This is a genomic window from Brachybacterium halotolerans (assembly GCF_016623465.1).
GTDB lineage: Bacteria > Actinomycetota > Actinomycetes > Actinomycetales > Dermabacteraceae > Brachybacterium > Brachybacterium halotolerans.
Map to the genome: position 1 here is coordinate 866,215 of NZ_JAEDAJ010000001.1, position 18,123 is coordinate 884,337.

17 protein-coding genes are annotated in these 18,123 nt (G+C 72.5%); 9 read left to right on the forward strand and 8 right to left on the reverse strand.

What is annotated here, in order from left to right; genetic code table 11:
- Positions 1 to 92: 92 nt before the first annotated feature.
- Positions 93 to 2,408, forward strand: a complete 2,316-nt coding sequence (locus tag I8D64_RS03860) for a HelD family protein (protein WP_343068415.1) — start codon at positions 93 to 95, stop codon at positions 2,406 to 2,408.
- Between the two features lie 186 nt (positions 2,409 to 2,594).
- Here the strand turns inward: I8D64_RS03860 and nrdR are convergent, their stop codons facing one another.
- Entirely contained in the window at positions 2,595 to 3,068 is a 474-nt protein-coding gene (gene nrdR / locus I8D64_RS03865; RefSeq protein ID WP_200501136.1) for a transcriptional regulator NrdR, read from the reverse strand.
- A 90-nt stretch (positions 3,069 to 3,158) separates the two neighbouring features.
- Positions 3,159 to 3,530 (reverse strand): LysM peptidoglycan-binding domain-containing protein, encoded by a 372-nt coding sequence (locus I8D64_RS03870; protein ID WP_228358849.1) that lies wholly within the window; start codon positions 3,528 to 3,530, stop codon positions 3,159 to 3,161.
- Between the two features lie 179 nt (positions 3,531 to 3,709).
- Between I8D64_RS03870 and lexA the strand changes: the two genes are divergently transcribed.
- Positions 3,710 to 4,390: a transcriptional repressor LexA gene (lexA, locus tag I8D64_RS03875; protein WP_200501138.1), complete on the forward strand. Its 681-nt coding sequence runs from the start codon at positions 3,710 to 3,712 to the stop codon at positions 4,388 to 4,390.
- Positions 4,391 to 4,411: 21 nt separating this feature from the next.
- Here lexA and I8D64_RS03880 read toward each other — a convergent pair whose 3' ends face one another.
- Both I8D64_RS03880 and hflX read right to left on the reverse strand, forming a co-directional pair.
- Positions 4,412 to 6,382 carry an ATP-dependent DNA helicase gene (locus I8D64_RS03880; RefSeq protein ID WP_200501275.1) on the reverse strand — a complete coding sequence of 657 codons (1,971 nt, stop codon included), beginning with the start codon at positions 6,380 to 6,382 and terminating at the stop codon, positions 4,412 to 4,414.
- 178 nt (positions 6,383 to 6,560) lie between these two features.
- Positions 6,561 to 8,165, reverse strand: a complete 1,605-nt coding sequence (gene hflX / locus I8D64_RS03885) for a GTPase HflX (protein ID WP_200501139.1) — start codon at positions 8,163 to 8,165, stop codon at positions 6,561 to 6,563.
- A gap of 96 nt (positions 8,166 to 8,261) precedes the next feature.
- Between hflX and I8D64_RS03890 the strand changes: the two genes are divergently transcribed.
- A complete protein-coding gene (locus tag I8D64_RS03890) occupies positions 8,262 to 8,879 on the forward strand; it encodes a methyltransferase (protein ID WP_200501140.1) in 618 nt (205 codons plus the stop codon).
- A 157-nt stretch (positions 8,880 to 9,036) separates the two neighbouring features.
- On the opposite strand, the gene dapF is transcribed toward I8D64_RS03890, so the two are convergent.
- On the reverse strand, positions 9,037 to 9,945 hold the full coding sequence (dapF, locus tag I8D64_RS03895; RefSeq protein WP_200501141.1) for a diaminopimelate epimerase: 909 nt from the start codon (positions 9,943 to 9,945) through the stop codon (positions 9,037 to 9,039).
- Positions 9,946 to 9,955: 10 nt separating this feature from the next.
- Positions 9,956 to 10,897 (reverse strand): tRNA (adenosine(37)-N6)-dimethylallyltransferase MiaA, encoded by a 942-nt coding sequence (miaA, locus tag I8D64_RS03900; protein ID WP_200501142.1) that lies wholly within the window; start codon positions 10,895 to 10,897, stop codon positions 9,956 to 9,958.
- 109 nt (positions 10,898 to 11,006) lie between these two features.
- Here miaA and I8D64_RS03905 point away from each other — a divergent pair, with 109 nt between their 5' ends.
- Together I8D64_RS03905 and I8D64_RS03910 are read left to right on the forward strand one after the other, a co-directional pair.
- Positions 11,007 to 11,489 (forward strand): type III secretion system chaperone family protein, encoded by a 483-nt coding sequence (locus I8D64_RS03905; protein WP_227488213.1) that lies wholly within the window; start codon positions 11,007 to 11,009, stop codon positions 11,487 to 11,489.
- A gap of 146 nt (positions 11,490 to 11,635) precedes the next feature.
- Positions 11,636 to 12,379 (forward strand): glycerophosphodiester phosphodiesterase, encoded by a 744-nt coding sequence (locus I8D64_RS03910; RefSeq protein ID WP_200501143.1) that lies wholly within the window; start codon positions 11,636 to 11,638, stop codon positions 12,377 to 12,379.
- A gap of 52 nt (positions 12,380 to 12,431) precedes the next feature.
- Here I8D64_RS03910 and miaB read toward each other — a convergent pair whose 3' ends face one another.
- Positions 12,432 to 13,973: a tRNA (N6-isopentenyl adenosine(37)-C2)-methylthiotransferase MiaB gene (gene miaB / locus I8D64_RS03915; protein ID WP_200501144.1), complete on the reverse strand. Its 1,542-nt coding sequence runs from the start codon at positions 13,971 to 13,973 to the stop codon at positions 12,432 to 12,434.
- Positions 13,974 to 14,142: 169 nt separating this feature from the next.
- On the opposite strand from miaB, the gene I8D64_RS03920 reads away from it, so the two are divergent.
- The 4 genes from I8D64_RS03920 to I8D64_RS03935 are packed head-to-tail and all read left to right on the forward strand — an operon-like array spanning position 14,143 to position 17,428.
- Positions 14,143 to 14,862, forward strand: a complete 720-nt coding sequence (locus I8D64_RS03920; RefSeq protein ID WP_425490264.1) for an amino acid ABC transporter ATP-binding protein — start codon at positions 14,143 to 14,145, stop codon at positions 14,860 to 14,862.
- A gap of 56 nt (positions 14,863 to 14,918) precedes the next feature.
- Positions 14,919 to 15,890, forward strand: a complete 972-nt coding sequence (locus I8D64_RS03925; RefSeq protein ID WP_200501146.1) for a glutamate ABC transporter substrate-binding protein — start codon at positions 14,919 to 14,921, stop codon at positions 15,888 to 15,890.
- 24 nt (positions 15,891 to 15,914) lie between these two features.
- Complete coding sequence (locus I8D64_RS03930) at positions 15,915 to 16,562, forward strand: amino acid ABC transporter permease (RefSeq protein ID WP_200501147.1); 648 nt, start codon at positions 15,915 to 15,917, stop codon at positions 16,560 to 16,562.
- Complete coding sequence (locus I8D64_RS03935; RefSeq protein ID WP_200501148.1) at positions 16,559 to 17,428, forward strand: amino acid ABC transporter permease; 870 nt, start codon at positions 16,559 to 16,561, stop codon at positions 17,426 to 17,428. Before I8D64_RS03930 ends, I8D64_RS03935 begins: the two co-directional genes overlap by 4 nt.
- A gap of 19 nt (positions 17,429 to 17,447) precedes the next feature.
- On the opposite strand, the gene I8D64_RS03940 is transcribed toward I8D64_RS03935, so the two are convergent.
- Positions 17,448 to 18,080: a regulatory protein RecX gene (locus tag I8D64_RS03940; RefSeq protein WP_200501149.1), complete on the reverse strand. Its 633-nt coding sequence runs from the start codon at positions 18,078 to 18,080 to the stop codon at positions 17,448 to 17,450.
- Positions 18,081 to 18,123 lie beyond the last annotated feature (43 nt).

The following is an 18,123-nucleotide window of genomic DNA, read 5'->3' on the forward strand; positions in this document are numbered from 1 at the left end:
GACGCGTTCCACCATAATGGATCGCCATGTCATCGCGCGCACAGGATCAGGGCGGCACCCCCTCGTGCGCGCGGCCACCGGAAGGACGCCCCGTGGAGCCAGCAGAACCCCGGCCAGATGCGCCAGCGAGCGAGGAGGCGCACGTCGCCCGTGAGATCGCCCTCGAGCAGGACTACGCGGACCGCCTGTACGCGCGCGTGGACGAGCTGATGGCGCAGATCCAGACCAGCCTGGACGAGGTCCAGGGATCGCAGGACGCGGCGACCCATCAGAACCGCTCCGAGCGGGACGCGTTCATGGCGCTGTACGAGGACCGGCTCGCGCTGCTGCGCACGGTGAGCTCGAGCGTCGTGTTCGGCCGGCTCGACACGGACGAGGGCGAGCGCCACTACATCGGCCGCATCGGCCTGTTCACCCCCGAGCGCGAGCAGCTCCTCGTGGACTGGCGCGCCCCGGCCGCGGCCGCCTACTACCAGGCGACCAGCCTCGAGCGGCTGGGCGTGCGTCTGCGCCGCCACCTCATCTCCCAGGGGCGCGCCGTCGTGGGACTCGAGGACGACGTGCTCGACCAGTCCATGCTCGCGCAGGGCGCGGGAGGTGAGGAGGTCGTGCTGCAGGGCGAGGGCGCGCTCCTGGCCGCTGTGTCCTCGCAGCGCACCGGGCGCATGGGCGACATCGTCGCCACCATCCAGGCGGAGCAGGACCGCATCATCCGCTCCGCGAACCGCGGGGTGATGGTCGTCCAGGGCGGGCCGGGAACCGGCAAGACCGCCGTCGCCCTGCACCGCGCCGCCTACCTGCTCTACACCCATCGCCGCCGCCTCGAGCACTCGGGCGTGCTGATCGTCGCCCCCACGCGCGGCTTCCTGCGCTACATCGAGCGCGTGCTGCCGAGCCTCGGCGAGTCCGGCGTGGTGATGTCGACCCCGGGCGGGCTCTTCCCCGGTGTGGAGACGACGCTGCACGATGCGCCCGAGGTCGCGCGCCTCAAGGGCGCGGGCGCGATCGCCGAGCTGCTCTCGCGCGCGGTGAAGCAGCGTCAGCTGGTGCCGGAGCGGGATCTCGAGCTGTCGATCGACGGCACGCCCCTCAGGATCACCCGGAAGATCCTGGCCGAGGCCCGCCGCGAGGCCCGCTCGACGCACAAGCCGCACAACGCCGCGCGCGCCGTGTTCGTGCGCGCGGCCCTGGACCGGCTGGTCCAGCAGTACGAGGCGGAGCTCTCCCGCCGCGGGACCACGGTGATCCCGGAGGACCGACCGGGGTACCTCGACGACCTTCGCCGTGACCCGGAGGTGCGCCGCGCGCTGAACCTGGCGTGGCTGCCGTACACCCCGGAGTCGTTCCTGAGGGTCCTGTTCGCGCATCCCGAGCGGCTGCGCGCGGCCGCGCCGCGCTCCCTCGCCGGCGCGGATCTCGACCTCCTCGTGCGCTCCAAGGACGCGCCGTGGACGATTGAGGACGTGCCCCTGCTCGACGAGGTCGCGGAGCTGCTGGGCGAGGACGACCAGGTCCAGCAGGCGGACGCCGAGCGCTCCCGCCGACGCCGCGAGGCCGATCTCGACTATGCGCGCGAGGTCATCGAGAACATCGACACCTCGGGGATCGTGCGCGACGAGGACCTCGCGGACCGCATGGACCGGGCCTCCGACGGCCGCACGCTCGCCGAGCGGGCCGCGGAGGACCGCAGCTGGACCTACGGGCACGTGGTCGTGGATGAGGCGCAGGAGCTCTCGGCGATGATGTGGCGCACGCTCATGCGCCGCTGCCCCTCGAAGTCGTTCACGATCGTCGGCGACGTCGCGCAGACCTCGTCGTCGGCGGGGACCACCTCGTGGGAGCGCGCGCTCGCCCCCTACGTCGAGGATCGTCTCGAGGTCGAGCCGCTGAGCGTCAACTACCGCACGCCGCGTCGCATCATGGACGTGGCGCAGGCCGTGGCCGAGTCCCGCGACCTCCCGATCACCGAGGTCACCTCGGTGCGCGAGGGCGACTGGCTGGTGCTGCTGCACTCGGCCGACGAAGCGGGACTGCCGGACGCCGTGGCCGACGCCGTCGCCGCGCAGCAGGCCGAGGCGATCGGGCGCCTCGTCGTCCTCACTCCCGGACGGCTGCTCGAGGATGTCGTGCGGGCGCTGCGGGCACGGGACGGACTGGGCCGCATCGGCACCGGGAGCCGCGGCATCGACGACCCGATCGCCGTGATGACCCCGCAGGACGCCAAGGGTCTCGAGTTCGACGGGGTGGTCCTCGTGGAGCCCGCGGAGATCCTCGCCGATTCCGAGGGCGGCGCCGGCGACCTCTACGTCGCGATGACCCGTGCGACCCAGCGCCTGGACGTGGTGCACGCTCGGGAGCTCCCGGCGGGTCTCACCGGCGCCGCGGTCGATTCCTCACCCCGGACATGAGAAGACCGGCGGCCGTGGCTTCCCCTCCACGACCGCCGGTCGGCGGCGCGCCCGCTGGGCGCACCCTGAACATCTTAAGGGCATGACGGCCGTGCTTCGGACCGTTTTCCACCGATCGACACGGATCCCCCACGATTCCCGCGGCTCGCAGGCCTCGTATCGAGCGCCGACGGGCCGCTCCGCGACTCAGGACGCCGCGCCTCCGCTGCCGGCGGACGCGTCCTGACGCAGCTCCGAGATCGCGGACTCGAAGTCGTCGAGGGAATCGAAGCCCTGGTAGACGCTCGCGAACCGGAGATACGCGACCACGTCGAGCTCGCGCAGGGGCTGGAGGATCGCGAGGCCCACGGCGTGGGCGTCGACCTCGGCCTGGCCGCTCTGGCGGATGGTCTCCTCGACGCGCTGGGCGAGGACGGCCAGCTGATCGTCGCTGACCGGACGACCCTGGCAGGCCTTGCGCACTCCGGAGATCACCTTGGAGCGGCTGAACGCCTCGCTCACTCCCGAGCGCTTGACGACCGCGAGGGATGCCGTCTCGATCGTGGAGAAGCGCCGCGAGCAGTTCGGGCACTGGCGGCGACGCCGGATCGAGGCGCCGTCGTCGGCAGTGCGCGAGTCGACGACGCGCGAATCGGGGTGGCGGCAGAACGGGCAGTGCACGTCCTCCAGCCTACCGGGCGCACCGCGGGGCGGAGAGCAGACCCATGAGGCTCCCGTCGCACTGCCCCTGACGGATCAGGGGGCGCCGACTCAGGCGGCGTCGACGCTGCCCTCGGGGAGCTCGAGCGACTGCCCCTCGGTGATGCGGGGGCTCGAGAGGCCGTTGAGCGAACGCATCTCGCGCACGAAGTCCTGCGGGTCCTCCCCGGCGGGCGCGTACTGCTCGGCGTAGTCGCTGAGGGTGTCCCCCGCCTGCACGGTCACGGTGACCGGCTCCTGCGGATCGCCCGCGAAGGCGGAGGGGACGCCGAGGACGAGGACGCCCAGCAGGGCGACGAGGATCCCCGCGAGGAACGCGATGGCGGCCAGCAGGATGCGGCCGCGACGGGTGAGCTGCAGTCGAACACCCTTGCGAGCAGAGGCCTGCTCGGCGTGGGCCGAAGAGGTGGGGAGGGGAAGCATGGTGGCCATTGTCCGAACTCCTGTTCGATCGAATACGTGTACGACTGTAGGCCCGTCGTGCGCGACACGCAAGACCTTTCTCGAACACATGTTTGGAATCAAGCCGCCCGACGCCTAGGCTGAGCGACGAGTCCCACTGAATCGCAGGGGTGGGACAGACGAAGCGAGGAGCCGCTCAGATGACCCCGACGACCCCTGGTCCCGACCTGACCGACGACGGCCTCACCGCGCGCCAGCGACGGATCCTCGAGACGATCACCGCCGCCATCGAGCGCCACGGCTACCCGCCGACCATGCGCGAGATCGGCGATGCCGTCGGCCTCACCTCCCCCTCCTCCGTCTCCCATCAGCTCCAGGCGCTCGAGCGCAAGGGCTTCCTGCGCCGCGATCCGAAGCGCCCGCGCGCGCTCGAGGTGGTGCTGCCCGATGACGCCGGCGAGCCGACCCTCGCGCCCGTCGAGGCGATCGGCGCCGCCGCGTCATCCGCATCGGTGAGCGTGCCGCTCGTCGGCCGGATCGCCGCCGGCATCCCGATCACCGCCGAGGAGCAGGTGGAGGACGTCTTCACCCTCCCCCAGCAGCTCGTGGGCGACGGGGAGCTGTTCCTGCTGCAGGTCGTCGGGGACTCGATGGTCGACGCCGCGATCTGCGACGGCGACTGGGTCGTCGTGCGCTCGCAGCCGGTCGCGCAGAAGGGCGAGATCGTGGCGGCGATGATCGACGGGGAGGCGACGGTCAAGACCTTCGCACAGAGCGACGGCCACGTCTGGCTGATGCCGCACAACCCCGCGTTCGCCCCGATCCTGGGCGACCACGCCGAGATCCTCGGCAAGGTCGTCGCGGTGCTGCGCGCCGTCTGACGCGCGCCCATCGCCCCGCGCTCACTCCCCCGCGCGGGCCAGTCGTCCAAGGGCGGCGAGGGCGACCTCGGGATCCTGCGTGGGCCACAGCGGCGGCATCGCCTCGCGCAGCACGGCCCCGTAGCGCTTGGTGCGCAGACGCGGGTCGAGCACCGCGACCATGCCGCGGTCCTCGTGCGAGCGGATCAGTCGCCCTGCCCCCTGCGCGAGCAGCAGCGAGGCGTGGCGCACCGAGACCTGCATGAACCCGCTGCCGCCCTCCGCGTCCGCCCGCTCGGAGCGCGCGGAGGTCAGCGGATCGTCGGGACGCGGGAACGGCAGACGGTCGATGGTCACCAGGCGGCAGGTGCGTCCCTGCACGTCCACGCCCTGCCACAGCCCGATGGTCCCGAACAGGCTCGCGGTGTCGTCGCCGCGGAACTGCTCGACGAGCCGGGGCAGGGAGTCCTCCCCCTGCAGGCCGATGGGAAGGTCGAGCCGCGCGCGCACGTGCTCGGCGGCGGCCTCCGCTCCTCGCCGCGAGGAGAACAGGCAGAGCGCCCCGCCGTGCGAGGCCTCGACGAGCTCGGTGAGGTGGTCGAGCATCGCGAGCGACGGGCCCTCACGGCCGGGCGCGGGCAGGTGGGAGGCGACGTAGAGGATCCCCTGGCGGCGATAGTCGAAGGGGCTGCCCACGTCGATCCCCGCCCAGGCGCTGCGGTCCTCGAGCGGGGGGACGTCCTCGGCGTCCATGCGTCGGCGCGAGCCCAGGCCGATGGCGCGGGCGGGCGGCTCGAAGCGTCCGCCCAGGGCGAGCGTCGCGGAGGTGAGCACGGCGGTGGTGTCCTCGAGGATGCGTCCGCGCATGGCGCCCGCGACGTCGAGCGGGGCGACCTGGAGGCTCGAGCGGCCGGTGCGCTCGGAGTGGGAGACCGAGACGACGTCGTCCTCGTCGGGCGCGGTGAGGCGCTCGCAGACATCGACGATCTCCTGCAGGTTCGCGCGCACCGCCTTGCGGGCGCCGGCCGCGGTCGGTGCGTCGCCGCCCGCGTCCTTGGCGTCGGCGTGCGCGCCGCGCGCCTCCGTGCGCAGGTGCGTGAGGGCGTCGGTGGCGGCTGTGGGCAGGGCGCCCATGACGCGTCCGTCGGGCAGCTCGGGCAGGACCGTGTTCAGCTCCTCGCCGGCGTCGTCGAGGGCGGTCGCGGCGACGCCGAGACCGCGCAGCTCGCGCACGGCTCCGCGCACCATGCCCACGGTCAGCTGGTCGGTGACGGCGCTCGTCACGCGAGCGGTGAGCTCGTGCGCCTCGTCGAAGACCACGGCGTCGTGGTCGGGGATGATGCCGTGGTTGTCGAAGGAGTCGATCGCGAGCAGCGCGTGATTGGTGACCACGAGGTCGACCTCACGGGCGACGGCGCGGTTGCGCTCGGCGAAGCACTGGTCCACGAGCGGGCAGTGCCCTCCCAGGCACTGCGAGCCGGTCACCGAGACCTGGTGCCAGGCGCGGTCGGAGACGGGCATGTCCAGATCGTCGCGGTCGCCGGTGTCGGTGAGCGCAGACCACTCGCGCAGCCGCTTCACCTGCTCCCCGAGGCGTTCGGAGGAGCCGCTCGCGGGATCGGCGGCGGTCTGGGAGAAGAGCGCCCCGGGGTCGATGTCGCTCGGGTAGCCGCCGTCGATCTTGTGCAGGCACAGGTAGTTCCCGCGCCCCTTGAGCAGGGAGAAGGTGGGGGTGCGCGGGAGGTGCGGGGCGAGCGCCTCGACGATGCGCGGGAGGTCCTTGCGCACGATCTGCGACTGCAGGGCGATGGTCGCCGTGGAGATCACGACCGGCCGTCCCGTCACGACCGCGTGGCGCAGTGCGGGCACGAGGTACGCGAGTGATTTACCCGTGCCGGTGCCGGCCTGGACCAGCAGGTGACGCTGACCCTCGAGGGCCGTGTCGACCGCGTTCGCCATCCGGGTCTGGCCCTCGCGGCGCGTCCCCTCCAGGCCCGCCACGGCGGCGTCCATGAGCACGTCGAGATCGGCGATCGGCGACGCGGAGGCTTCACGGGCGGCAGGCACCGGCCCACCCTAGCCGCGGGCCGTGCGCGCATCGCCGAGGCGCGTCGGGGGCCGCGGAGGTGACGCGTCACGTCGGCCGGGGAGGGGCCGATGTCCTCGGGAGCGGCCCCTCAGGCACAGCGCCTCAGGCGTCGACGAGCGACCGGATCTCCGCGGCGAGCGCGGAGTCGACCCGCGCGTGCAGGCGCGTGCCCTCGGGCAGGTGCTCCTCGCCGAGGATCTCCCCCGTCGAGTGGGCGCGCGAGACGAGGTCGCCGCGCGTGTACGGCACGACCGTGTCGATCTCGACGGCCGGCCGCGGGAGGCGCTCGGCGATGAGGTCGCGCAGCTCGTCGACCCCCTCGCCCGTGCGCGCGGAGACCACGGCGGACTCCCCCGCCAGGCTGCGCAGGCGCGCGATCGTCTCGGGCGTCGCGATGTCGGCCTTGTTCAGCACGATGATCTCGGGGACGTCGAAACCGTCGATGTCGGCGAGCACACCGCGCACCGCCCGGATCTGGCCCTCGGGATCGGGATGCGAGGCATCCACCACGTGGAGCAGCAGGTCGGCGTCGCCGACCTCCTCGAGGGTGGAGCGGAACGCCTCGACGAGCTCCGTGGGCAGGTGTCGCACGAAGCCCACCGTGTCGGCGTAGGTGAACTCGCGGCCGTCGGGCGTCTGGGCCCGTCGGACCGTCGGGTCCAGCGTCGCGAACAGGGCGTTCTCCACGAGGACGCCGGCGCTCGTGAGCCGGTTCAGCAGCGAGGACTTCCCGGCGTTCGTGTAGCCGGCGATCGCGACGGCGGGCACCTCGCGGCGGTGGCGGTCGGCGCGCTTGGCCTCGCGGCTCGGGGCCATGTCCCTGATCTCGCGGCGCAGCTTGGACATCCGCGTGCGGATGCGACGGCGGTCCAGCTCGATCTTCGTCTCGCCGGGTCCGCGCGAGCCCATGCCGGCGCCGCCCGCGGCGACGCGCCCGCCGGCCTGACGGGACATGGACTCGCCCCAGCCGCGCAGGCGCGGCAGCAGGTATTCGAGCTGCGCGAGCTCGACCTGCGCCTTGCCCTCGCGGGACTTGGCGTGCTGGGCGAAGATGTCGAGGATCAGCGCGGTGCGGTCGACGACCTTGACCTTGACGATGTCCTCGAGGGCTCGGCGCTGGCTGGGCGCGAGCTCGCCGTCGGCCACGACGGTGTCCGCACCGGTCTCGGCAACGATCTCGGCGAGCTCCGCGGCCTTGCCCTTGCCCAGGAAGGTCGCGGGGTCGGGGTGCTGGCGGCGCTGCATGACGCCGTCGAGCACCTCGGAGCCGGCGGTCTCGGCGAGCGCGGCGAGCTCCCGCAGGCTGTTCTCGGCGTCATCGGAGTTGCCGGAGGTGTAGATGCCGGCGAGGACCACGCGCTCGAGGCGCAGCTGGCGGTACTCGACCTCGGTGACGTCCTCGATGTCCGTGCGGATGCCCGCGACGCGGCGCAGGGCGCGGCGGTCGGCGAGGTCGAGCTGCTCGCCGTCGGTGTCCGAGGCGTAGGTGACGGCGGAGACGGAGGCGTCGCCGCGCGCGAGGATCCGACGGGTCAGGGGGTCGCTGCTCGTGCGCTCGTCCGCTCCGGCGACCTCCTCGCCGCCGTGCTCCTGCGCGGGGGCGTTCTCGGAATCCGGGTGAAAAGCGATCGGCACGGTGGCGGCCTTCTTCCTGTGGGGTGCGTCGGGCGGGTGCTGCGGGGATCCGCCAGGGCGGATCGTTAGCATCAAGAATCCCACGGCGCGGCGCGCGGGGCGAGAGATTTATGCCCAGGGCGCATCGGCCGACGCGGTCCCGGCGCGCCGGATGCGTACGCTGTGTCCGTGTCCGAGCACTACTTCTCCCCCACCAGCGCGACCGACGCCTCCCGCCTGCCGCTGACCGCGCGGCTCGCGGGCGCCGAGAGGGACCTCTTCACCTCCCGCGCGGTGTTCTCCGCACGCGGGCTGGACAAGGCGACCGCGGTGCTCCTGGACCGTCTGGACACGCTCGCCCCGGTGCCGTCCGGGGCGCGGATGCTGGATCTGGGCTGCGGGTGGGGGCCGATCGCGCTCAGCGCCGCGCTGCTCCACCCGGACGCAGACGTCTGGGCGGTCGACGTCTCCGAGCGCGCCCGCGAGATCACCGCGGAGAACGCCGAGCGACTGGGTCTGCGGTTGCGTGTCGCCGCACCCGACGACGTCCCCTCCGACCTGCTGTTCGACACCATCTGGTCGAACCCGCCCATCCGGATCGGCAAGCAGGAGCTGCACGATCTCCTGCTGCGCTGGTGCGGACGCCTCTCCGCGCAGGGGACCGCCGGCCTCGTGGTCGGCAAGAACCTCGGCGCGGATCCCCTGGCCGCATGGCTGGACGACCAGCTGCCGGGTCGCACGGTGCAGAAGGTCGCGAGCGCGAAGGGCTTCCGGATCCTCGAGGTCGGACAGCTCGCGGGGTCCTGAGCGCACCCCTCCCGGGCGCATGCGAGCACGGCGCGCGATCCGACGCGATCCGATCTGCAGAGCGTGAGCCGCGCGGCATCCGATCGAGCGATCGGCTGCCGACCGGACGATCGGGAGCCGACCGGACGATCGATGGCCGATCGCCCATCCGGACCGGTCAGGCGTGCGGGAGCGCGGTCTCCCCGTCGGCCACGAGCTGCGCGGGGCCGGCGAGGGTGACCTGGCCGTCCTCGGTGCGGGCGACCTCGAGGGTCCCGCCGGGCACGTCGACCCGCCAGGGTCCGCTGCCGTCGTCCCCGGCCCAGAGGGCGGAGACCACGCCGACTGCCGCCGCACCCGTCCCGCAGGACTGGGTCTCGCCGACGCCCCGCTCGAAGACGCGCATCGCCACGTGCGCGGGACCGCGGCGGACGACGAACTCGATGTTCGCCCCGTGCTCGGGCTCGGGGTCGAGGCCCGGGCGGACGGTCAGGTCGAGATCCTCGAGGACCAGGTCCTCGGGCAGCTCGACGACCGCGTGGGGATTGCCCATGTCCGCGTCCCACGCGGGCAGCTCGCGCCCGGCGATGCGCACCGTGCGGGCGGGCCCGTCGGACACGCCGGCGGGGCCCATGCCCACGCGCACCTGCCAGGGGTCGCCCGGGGTCGGCGGATCCGCGAGGACCTCGAGGCGGCGCACGCCGGAGCGGGTCCAGATGTCCAGGGGCGCCTCGCCTCCGGGCAGGCGCCCGGCGCGCGAGAGGAAGGCGGCGAACACGCGCACGCCGTTCCCGCACATCTCGGCGATCGAGCCGTCGGCGTTGCGGTAGTCCATGAACCATTCGGGGGCGTCGGCGGGGGCGTCGATGCCGGCGGCGCGGGTGCGCACCACGCGGATGACGCCGTCGCCTCCGATGCCGCCGCGACGGTCCGCGAGCGCCGCGACCACGGAGGCGTCGAGCGCGAGAGCGCCCTCCGGGTCGTCGAGGACCACGAAGTCGTTGCGGGTGCCGTGCCCCTTGGTGAAGCGCAGCGCGAGGGGCGCGGAGGCGGTGACCGCGGAGGACTCGTCACGGTGTGTCGGCATGCCCGGAAGCCTACGCGCGCACCTCCGCGCGATGCGCGGCGACGAGGTCCAGCGCACGTGCGAGGAGATCGTCGGAGGACGCCGGCAACCAGGCCACGCGCTCGTCGCGCCGGAACCAGGTGTCCTGCTTGCGCACCAGGCGCCGGGTCCCGGCGACGGTCGCGTCGATCGCCTCGCGGCAGGTCATGGCGTCGTCGAGGACTGCGAGCGCCTGCTCGTACCCGATCGCGCGGCGCGCGGTCGCGCCCTCGTCGAGCCCCTGCGCACGCAGGGCGTGGACCTCGTCGAGCAGTCCCTGCTCGACCATCCGATCCACGCGCACCGCGACCCGTGCACGCAGGTTCTCGCGTTCGCGGTGCAGTCCGATCTGCAGCGTCGCGGGATCCAGGTGCTCGCGCCGCGGGAGGAAGGCGCGGAAGGATCCTCCGGTGATCTCGCCGACCTCGAGGGCGCGCACGATGCGTCGCGCGTCCTGCGCTCCGATCGCCGCGGCGGCCTCGGGATCGGTGCGCTCGAGCTCGGCCCGCAGGGAGGCGACGCCCTCGTTCTCGGCGCGCCGCTCCAGTCGCGCACGGACCTCGGGATCCGTGGGCGGGAAGCGGATGTCGTCGAGGAGGGCGCGCACGTACAGACCGGATCCGCCGACGACGACGGGCACGTGTCCGCGGGCGCGGATCTCCGTGATCGCCGCACGGGCCTCGCGCTGGTAGGCGGAGACGCTGGCCTCCTGCGTCACCTCGAGCACGTCCAGCAGATGGTGGGGGACGCGCTCGCGCTCGGCGGCGCCGACCTTCGCCGTGCCGATGTCCATGCCGCGGTAGAGCTGCAGGGCGTCCGCGTTGACGATCTCGCCGTCCAGACTCTCGGCGAGGTCGAGGGCCAGGTCGGACTTGCCCGTGGCTGTCGCGCCGACGATCGCGACGATCGGCAGGTGCGGGGCGGGCGCGGGCATGCTGCGCACTGTACCCGGAGTGCCGTGGACAACCCCCGCGGTGCCCTCGCGCGCGCAAGGGGCTAGTGTGGGGCCCGTCCCGATCGCCCCTACGTCCACGAGGTTCCAGGTGACACAGCAGCAGGCCTCCTCCGCCACCGCGTCGATGGAGGGTCTGGACCCGATCAGCACCGACCGCGTCGAGGCGGCGCTGTCCGGCCACGGCTACGCCTTCGTGGAGGACACCGATCATCCCGAGGTGCTGCGCGCGCGGTTCGACGACTACCGCTTCCAGTTCATGCTCACCGGCGAGGCCGGGAGCGTGCTGCAGATCCGCGGCCGCTGGAACCGCTCCGTCTCGCGCGCCCACAAGCCCGAGATGCTCAAGCTCTGCAACGAGTGGAACATGAGCCGCGTCTGGCCCAAGGTGTACGTGCGACGCGAGTCCGAGGGCCTGCTGGGGCTGTACGGCGAGGTCACCTCCGACTTCAGCTCGGGCGCCTCCGATCAGCAGATCGACCGCGCGATCGAGTGCGGGCTGCGCACCGTCATCGCGTTCTTCCACGAGCTCGAGGAGCGCCTGGGCGCGGAGGTCGACGAGCTCGACGACTGAGCCCGCCCGCTCGGGGGATCCGCCTCGGGAGCTTGGGGCCGACCGCGCTGGCGTCCGTGCCGCAACACCGCGTACGTGCCGATCGCCGAGGCCGTCCAGAAGATCCTCGACGAGAACCATGACGACCTGCAGGAGGTGATCGGCTGATGCAGCCGAAGATCGTAGGACACCGCGGCGCCGCGAGGCTCGCTCCCGAGAACACGCTGCGCGCCTTCCGCGCGGGCGTCGACGCGGGCGCGGACCTTCTCGAGTGCGACGTGCACCTGAGCGCCGACGGGCAGCTCGTGATCATGCACGACACCACGATCGACCGCACCGCCGCCGAGGACTCCCCGCTGCGCAGCGGCGCCCTCGCGGAGCTCACCCGCGCCGAGCTCGACACCGTGCTGCTGCCGGACGGCGAGCGCGTCCCCTCCCTCGAAGCGGTCCTCGACATCGCCCAGGGCGCGGGCGTCCCGATCTTCGTCGAGGTCAAGGCGGTCGCGGCCGCCGAGCAGACGGCGCAGCTGCTCGTCGACCGGGACCTCGACCAGAGCAGAGACGGGGTGGCCCCCGCCTGGATCATCTCCTTCAAGCCCGAGGCGCTGCGCGCCGCCCGGGCGGTGGCTCCGCAGATCCCGCTCTCGGCGATCACGCACGTCGCCGACGAGGACTTCTGGGCGCTCGCCGAGGAGCTGCGGACCGAGGCCGTGAGCCTGCAGATGTCGAAGCTGCCGGACGCCGACGTCGCCCGCGCCCGCGAGGCCGGGCATCTCGTGAACGCCTGGACCATCAACGACGAGGAGCCGCTGCACCGCGCCGTCGCCCTCGGCGTCGACACGGTCACGAGCGACGACCCGGCGTGGGCCCGCCGCGTCCTCGCGGGTCGCGGGGGCGTCGGCGCGCACTGACCCGCGTCGGCGCGGGCGGAGGATCACCGGCACGGCCGCGGACCGGGTGTCGTCAGCGGGCGCGCAGGGTCGGCATGCCGAGGCCGACAGGCCCCTGCGGGGCCGGCGCCCCGGTTCCGCACGCATCGCCGTCGCCGAGGCCGCTCTCGCGTGCCTCCCAGGCGTCGCCCGAGCGGGTGCGGCGCACGGCGAACGGGCTGTCGGCGATGAGGTAGTGCCCGGCCGCGCGGGTGACCGTCGTGGTCACGAGGTCGCCGGGGCGCGGCCGCTCTCCGTCCGCCGTGTCCTCGGGCAGGGCCACGTGCACGAGTCGGTTGTCCGCCGCGCGGCCCGAGATGCGGTGGGTGTCCGCGTCGCGCGTGCCCTCGCCCTCGGCGATGAGCACCTCGACCTCGCGGCCCTCGAAGGCGCGGTTCTCCTCGAGGCCGATGCGCTCCTGGAGCGCGGTGAGCCGCTCGAAGCGCTCGCGGACGACCTCGGGCGGGACCTGGTCCTCCATGGTCGCGGCGGGCGTGCCCGGGCGCACCGAGTACTGGAAGGTGAAGGCGCTCGCGAAGCGGGAGGCCTCCACGACCTCGAGGGTGCGCGCGAAGTCGTCCTCCGTCTCGCCGGGGAAGCCGACGATGATGTCCGTCGTGATGGCCGCATGCGGGATCCTCTCGCGCACGCGGTCGAGGATGCCGAGGAACTTCTTCGACCGGTAGGAGCTGCGCATGCGCCGCAGCACGTCGTCGGAGCCGGACTGCAGCGGCATGTGCAGCTGGGGCATCACCGCGGGGGTCTCGGCCATCGCGTCGATGACGTCGTCCGTGAACATCGCCGGGTGCGGGGAGGTGAAGCGGACGCGCTCGAGGCCGTCGATCTCCCCGCAGGCGCGCAGCAGCTTCGCGAAGGCGCCTCGGTCCCCGAACTCCACGCCGTAGGAGTTCACGTTCTGCCCCAGCAGGGTCACCTCGATCGCGCCGCTCGCGACGAGTTCGCGGACCTCCGCCAGCACGTCTCCGGGTCGGCGGTCGCGCTCCGTGCCGCGCAGGGAGGGGACGATGCAGAAGGTGCACGTGTTGTTGCAGCCCACGCTGATCGACACCCAGCCCGCGTAGACGGATTCGCGGCGCGTGGGGAGCGTCGAGGGGAAGACCTCGAGGGACTCCAGGATCTCGACCTCGGCGCGGGCGTTGTGGCGGGAGCGCTCGAGCAGCACGGGCAGGGAGCCGATGTTGTGGGTGCCGAAGACGACGTCGACCCAGGGCGCGCGCTCGGTGATCGCGGAGCGGTCCTTCTGGGCGAGGCAACCGCCCACGGCGATCTGCATGCCGGGGTTCGCGTCCTTGCCGGGGCGCAGGGCGCCGAGGGTGCCGTAGAGGCGGTTGTCGGCGTTCTCGCGCACGGCGCAGGTGTTGAAGACGACCACGTCGACCTCGCCGCGGCGGGGATCCGCTGCGGCGGGCGCGGCGACGTAGCCGGCCTCCTCGAGCAGGCCCGTGAGGCGCTCGGAGTCGTGGACGTTCATCTGGCAGCCGAAGGTGCGGACCTGGTAGGTGCCGCGGGCGGCGGAGGCGGCGTCGGCGTTCTGCGGGGCGAGCACGGAAGTCATGATGCGACCAGGGTACGACCCGTCCACGGGGGCGCCGCGAAGGTCACCATGGGGTAACGGACCGGGCCGAGCAGGGATGCGGGCGGCCGGGAGAGCGTACGGTCGCGCCATGACCCAGACCACATCTGCGTCCCGGAGTGAGTCCGGGACGGCCCCTCCTCTCGTGACGATGCGAGAGGTGCAGAAGCATTTCGGGGACCTCCACGTGCTCCGGGACATCGATCTCGAGGTCGATGCGGGCGAGGTGGTCGTGGTGCTGGGCCCCTCGGGTTCCGGGAAGTCGACGCTGTGCCGCACGATCAACCGCCTGGAGACCATCGACTCCGGCGACATCACGATCGACGGCAGTCCGCTGCCCGCCTCCGGGCCCGGGCTCGCGCGGCTGCGGGCGGAGGTGGGCATGGTCTTCCAGTCCTTCAACCTCTTCGCCCACAAGAGCGTGCTGGACAACGTGACCGTCGCCCCCATCAAGGTCAAGAGGATGCCGCGCCGGGAGGCCGAGGAGCTCGGCATGAGGTTGCTCGAGAGGGTGGGCGTGGCCGACCAGGCGCAGAAGCTGCCCGCGCAGCTCTCGGGCGGGCAGCAGCAGCGGGTCGCGATCGCGCGCTCCCTGGCGATGCAGCCCAAGCTCATGCTGTTCGACGAGCCCACGTCGGCCCTCGACCCCGAGATGATCAACGAGGTCATCGAGGTGATGACCGACCTCGCGCGCGAGGGGATGACGATGATCGCGGTCACCCACGAGATGGGCTTCGCCCGCCGCACGGCCGACAGGGTCGTGTTCATGGACGCGGGACGGATCCTCGAGGTCGCCCCGCCCGACCGGTTCTTCACCGCGCCCGAGTCCGAGCGCGCGAAGGATTTCTTGTCCAAGATCCTCCACCACTGACCACACTGACCGCCGCGCGAAGCCGCTCGGCACCCGAGGCACCGAAGGAGCCCGTCATGTCACGCCAGCGTCCCGATCACGTCCCCACCGAGCACCAGCCCTCCCCCGCCGGTCCCGTCGTCCGCACGGGTCTCTCCCTGCGCCCGGGCACCCCCAGCCGTCGCGTCTTCCTCACCGGGACGGTCGGCGCCGCCGCGGCGCTCACCCTCGCCGCGTGCGGAGGAGGCGACGACGCCTCCGACGACGTCGCCGATGTCGACTCCTCGAGCTTCGAGGAGGGCTCGACGATGGCGAAGCTCGCCGACGCCGGGAAGATCACCGTCGGCACCAAGTTCGACCAGCCGCTGTTCGGCCAGGCGGGCCCCGACGGCAAGCCCACCGGTTTCGACGTCGAGATCGCGAAGATGATCGCCGCGGCCCTCGGCATCAAGGCCGACAAGATCGAGTGGACCGAGACCGTCTCGGCGAACCGCGAGCCGTTCATCCAGAACGGTCAGGTCGACATCGTGGTCGCGACCTACACGATCAACGACGAGCGCAAGAAGGTCGTCGACTTCGCGGGCCCGTACTACACCGCCGGCCAGGCGCTCATGGTGAAGAAGGGCGACGACGCGATCACGGGACCGGACGATCTCAAGGACAAGAACGTCTGCTCGGTCGAGGGCTCGACCCCCGCGCAGAACATCGAGGACAACTACCCCGACGCGAAGCTCGTCACCTTCGACACCTACTCCAAGTGCGTCACCGCCCTGGACAACGGCCAGGCCGACACCGTCACCACCGACAACGTGATTCTGGCCGGCTTCGTCGCGGCCGACAAGGACAAGCTGCAGATGGTCGACGACGGCAAGACCTTCACGAAGGAGCCCTACGGGATCGGTCTGAAGAAGGGCGACGACGACTTCCGCGAGTTCATCAACGACACCCTCCAGAAGGCCTACGACGACGGCAGCTGGGCGGAGGCCTGGAAGTCGACGGCCGGGCAGGTCCTGCCCACCCCGGACCCGCCGAAGATCGACCGCTACTGAGCGCCCGCCGCCGAGCCGCCGCCCATGGGAAGCCTCCTCGCCTCGCGCGCCGCCGTCTGGGACGCGTTCACCACCACCCTCTTCCTCGCCGTCACCGCCGGAGTGCTCGCACTGCTGGTGGGGACGCTGCTCGCCGCCATGCGGGTCTCCCCCTACGCGCCGCTGCGCACCGTGGCGACCGTGTACACCGAGTTCCTGCGCAACACCCCGCTCACGATCGTGTTCTTCTTCTTCGTGTTCGTGACCCCCTCGATGGGGTTCACCTTCGCCTACAAGGTGGCTGCGGTGATCGCGCTGACCTGCTACACCTCGGCGTTCGTCGCCGAGGCGGTGCGCTCGGGCATCAACTCGGTGGCGGTGGGGCAGGCGGAGGCGGCGCGCTCGCTGGGCATGTCGTTCGGCCAGAACCTCGCGATCGTGGTGCTCCCGCAGGCCTTCCGCACGGCGATCCCTCCGCTGATCAGCGTGCTCATCGCTCTCGTGAAGAACACCTCGGTCGCCGGCGCCTTCAGCGTGCTCGAGCTGTTCGCGCTCTCGAAGCGGCTGACGAACGCGCACTCCTCGGACGTCATCGCGATCCTCGTGGGCATCGCGCTGTGCTATCTGGTCATCTGCATACCGCTGGGGCGTCTCGCAGCGGCCCTCGAACGGAAGGCGGCGTTCGCACGATGAGCAGCGGTCCTGTCCTGTACGACGTCCCCGGGCCCGACGAGAAGCGGCGCGAACGCCGGGTGAGCTGGGTGGTCGGCGCCCTCCTGGTCGTCGTCCTGGTGGTGCTGGGGTGGCGTCTCGCCTCCAACGGCGTGTTCGACGACCGGTGGCGGATCCTCGTCGAGGCGCCCCCGAACTTCGCCGGCTACCAGGTGCAGGACATCTGGTCGGCCGTCTTCCGGGGGCTGCTCAACACGCTGCTGGCCGCGGTGATCTCCCTGCCGCTCGCGATGATCCTGGCGATCCTCCTGGTCTCGCTCCGCTCGGCGCCGTGGCGCGGTCTGCGGTGGCTCGCCTCGGCGGTGATCGAGATCTTCCGTGCGCTGCCCGTCGTGCTCGTCATGCTGTTCGGGATCCTGGTGCTCCCCGGCGCCTCGCCCCTGGTCGCCGTGGTCTTCGGCCTCGTCGTCTACAACGCGGCGGTCTTCGCGGAGATCCTGCGCGCGGGCATCAGCGCGCTGCCTGCCGGCCAGACCGAGGCCGCGTACTCGCTGGGGATGCGCAGCGGTCTGATCTACCGCACGATCCAGCTGCCGCAGTCGGTGCGCATGATGCTCCCCTCGCTCATCGCCCAGGGCGTCGTCCTCATCAAGGACTCCTCGCTCGGGTACATCGTGGGCTACGCGGAGCTGCTGCGCCAGATCAGCCGGGTCGCCGACGCGCTCACCAACGCCGACTACCTGCTCCCCCTGCTGGCCGTGGGCGCCGCCGTGTTCGTGACCCTCAACGTGCTGCTCTCGCGCCTGGCGGTGTGGGTCCAGCGCCATGGGCGTCTGCAGCGCCGGGGCGCCCGCGTGGCGCGCACCGCGACCCTCGTGGAGGAATGATCTGCCCGCCGCAGCGCCATCAGCGGCCGGTGGCGGCGAGCAGCTCGCTCGAGACCACGCGCCGGATGAGCGCGCCGTCGTAGCCGCGGCGGCGCAGGTACCCCTCGAGGCGGCGGGCCATGCGGGCGCGCTCTGAGCGGTCCCCCATGTCGGTGCGGCGGCTCTCGGGTGCGATGCGGCCGCGCACGAGCTCGCGGCAGCGCTCCTCCTCCTCGAGCTCCGCGTGCTGCGGCGTGCCCGCCTGCGCCACCAGCGCCGCGTCGATGTCGGCGTCCGCGACGCCTTTCGCCTCGAGCTCGCGCCGCAGCGCCTCGTCCGCCAGACCGCGGAGCTCCCGGCGCTGCGTCACCCAGTCGCGGGCGAAGGCCGCGTCGTCGATGAGGTCCGCGCGGGCGATCCGCTGCATGACCTCGTGGGCCACATCGGCCGGGACCTCGCGCTCGCGCAGGCGCGCGGACATCTCCCCGGCGCTGCGTCGCCTGGTGGAGAGCAGGCGCATGAGATACCGGCACTGGGAGACGACCTGCTTCTCGCGCTCGCGCTCGGCTTCGGTGGGCTCGGCGGGAGCGCGGGCGAGGATCTCGTCGGTGCGCGCGGCGAGGTCGCGCTGCACGGGGGCGCGGTGCGCGGGCGTGGGGTGGGTCGGTGTCATGGCTCAGGGGTCCTGGGGACGAGAGCGGGGGGGGGGCGGGGGG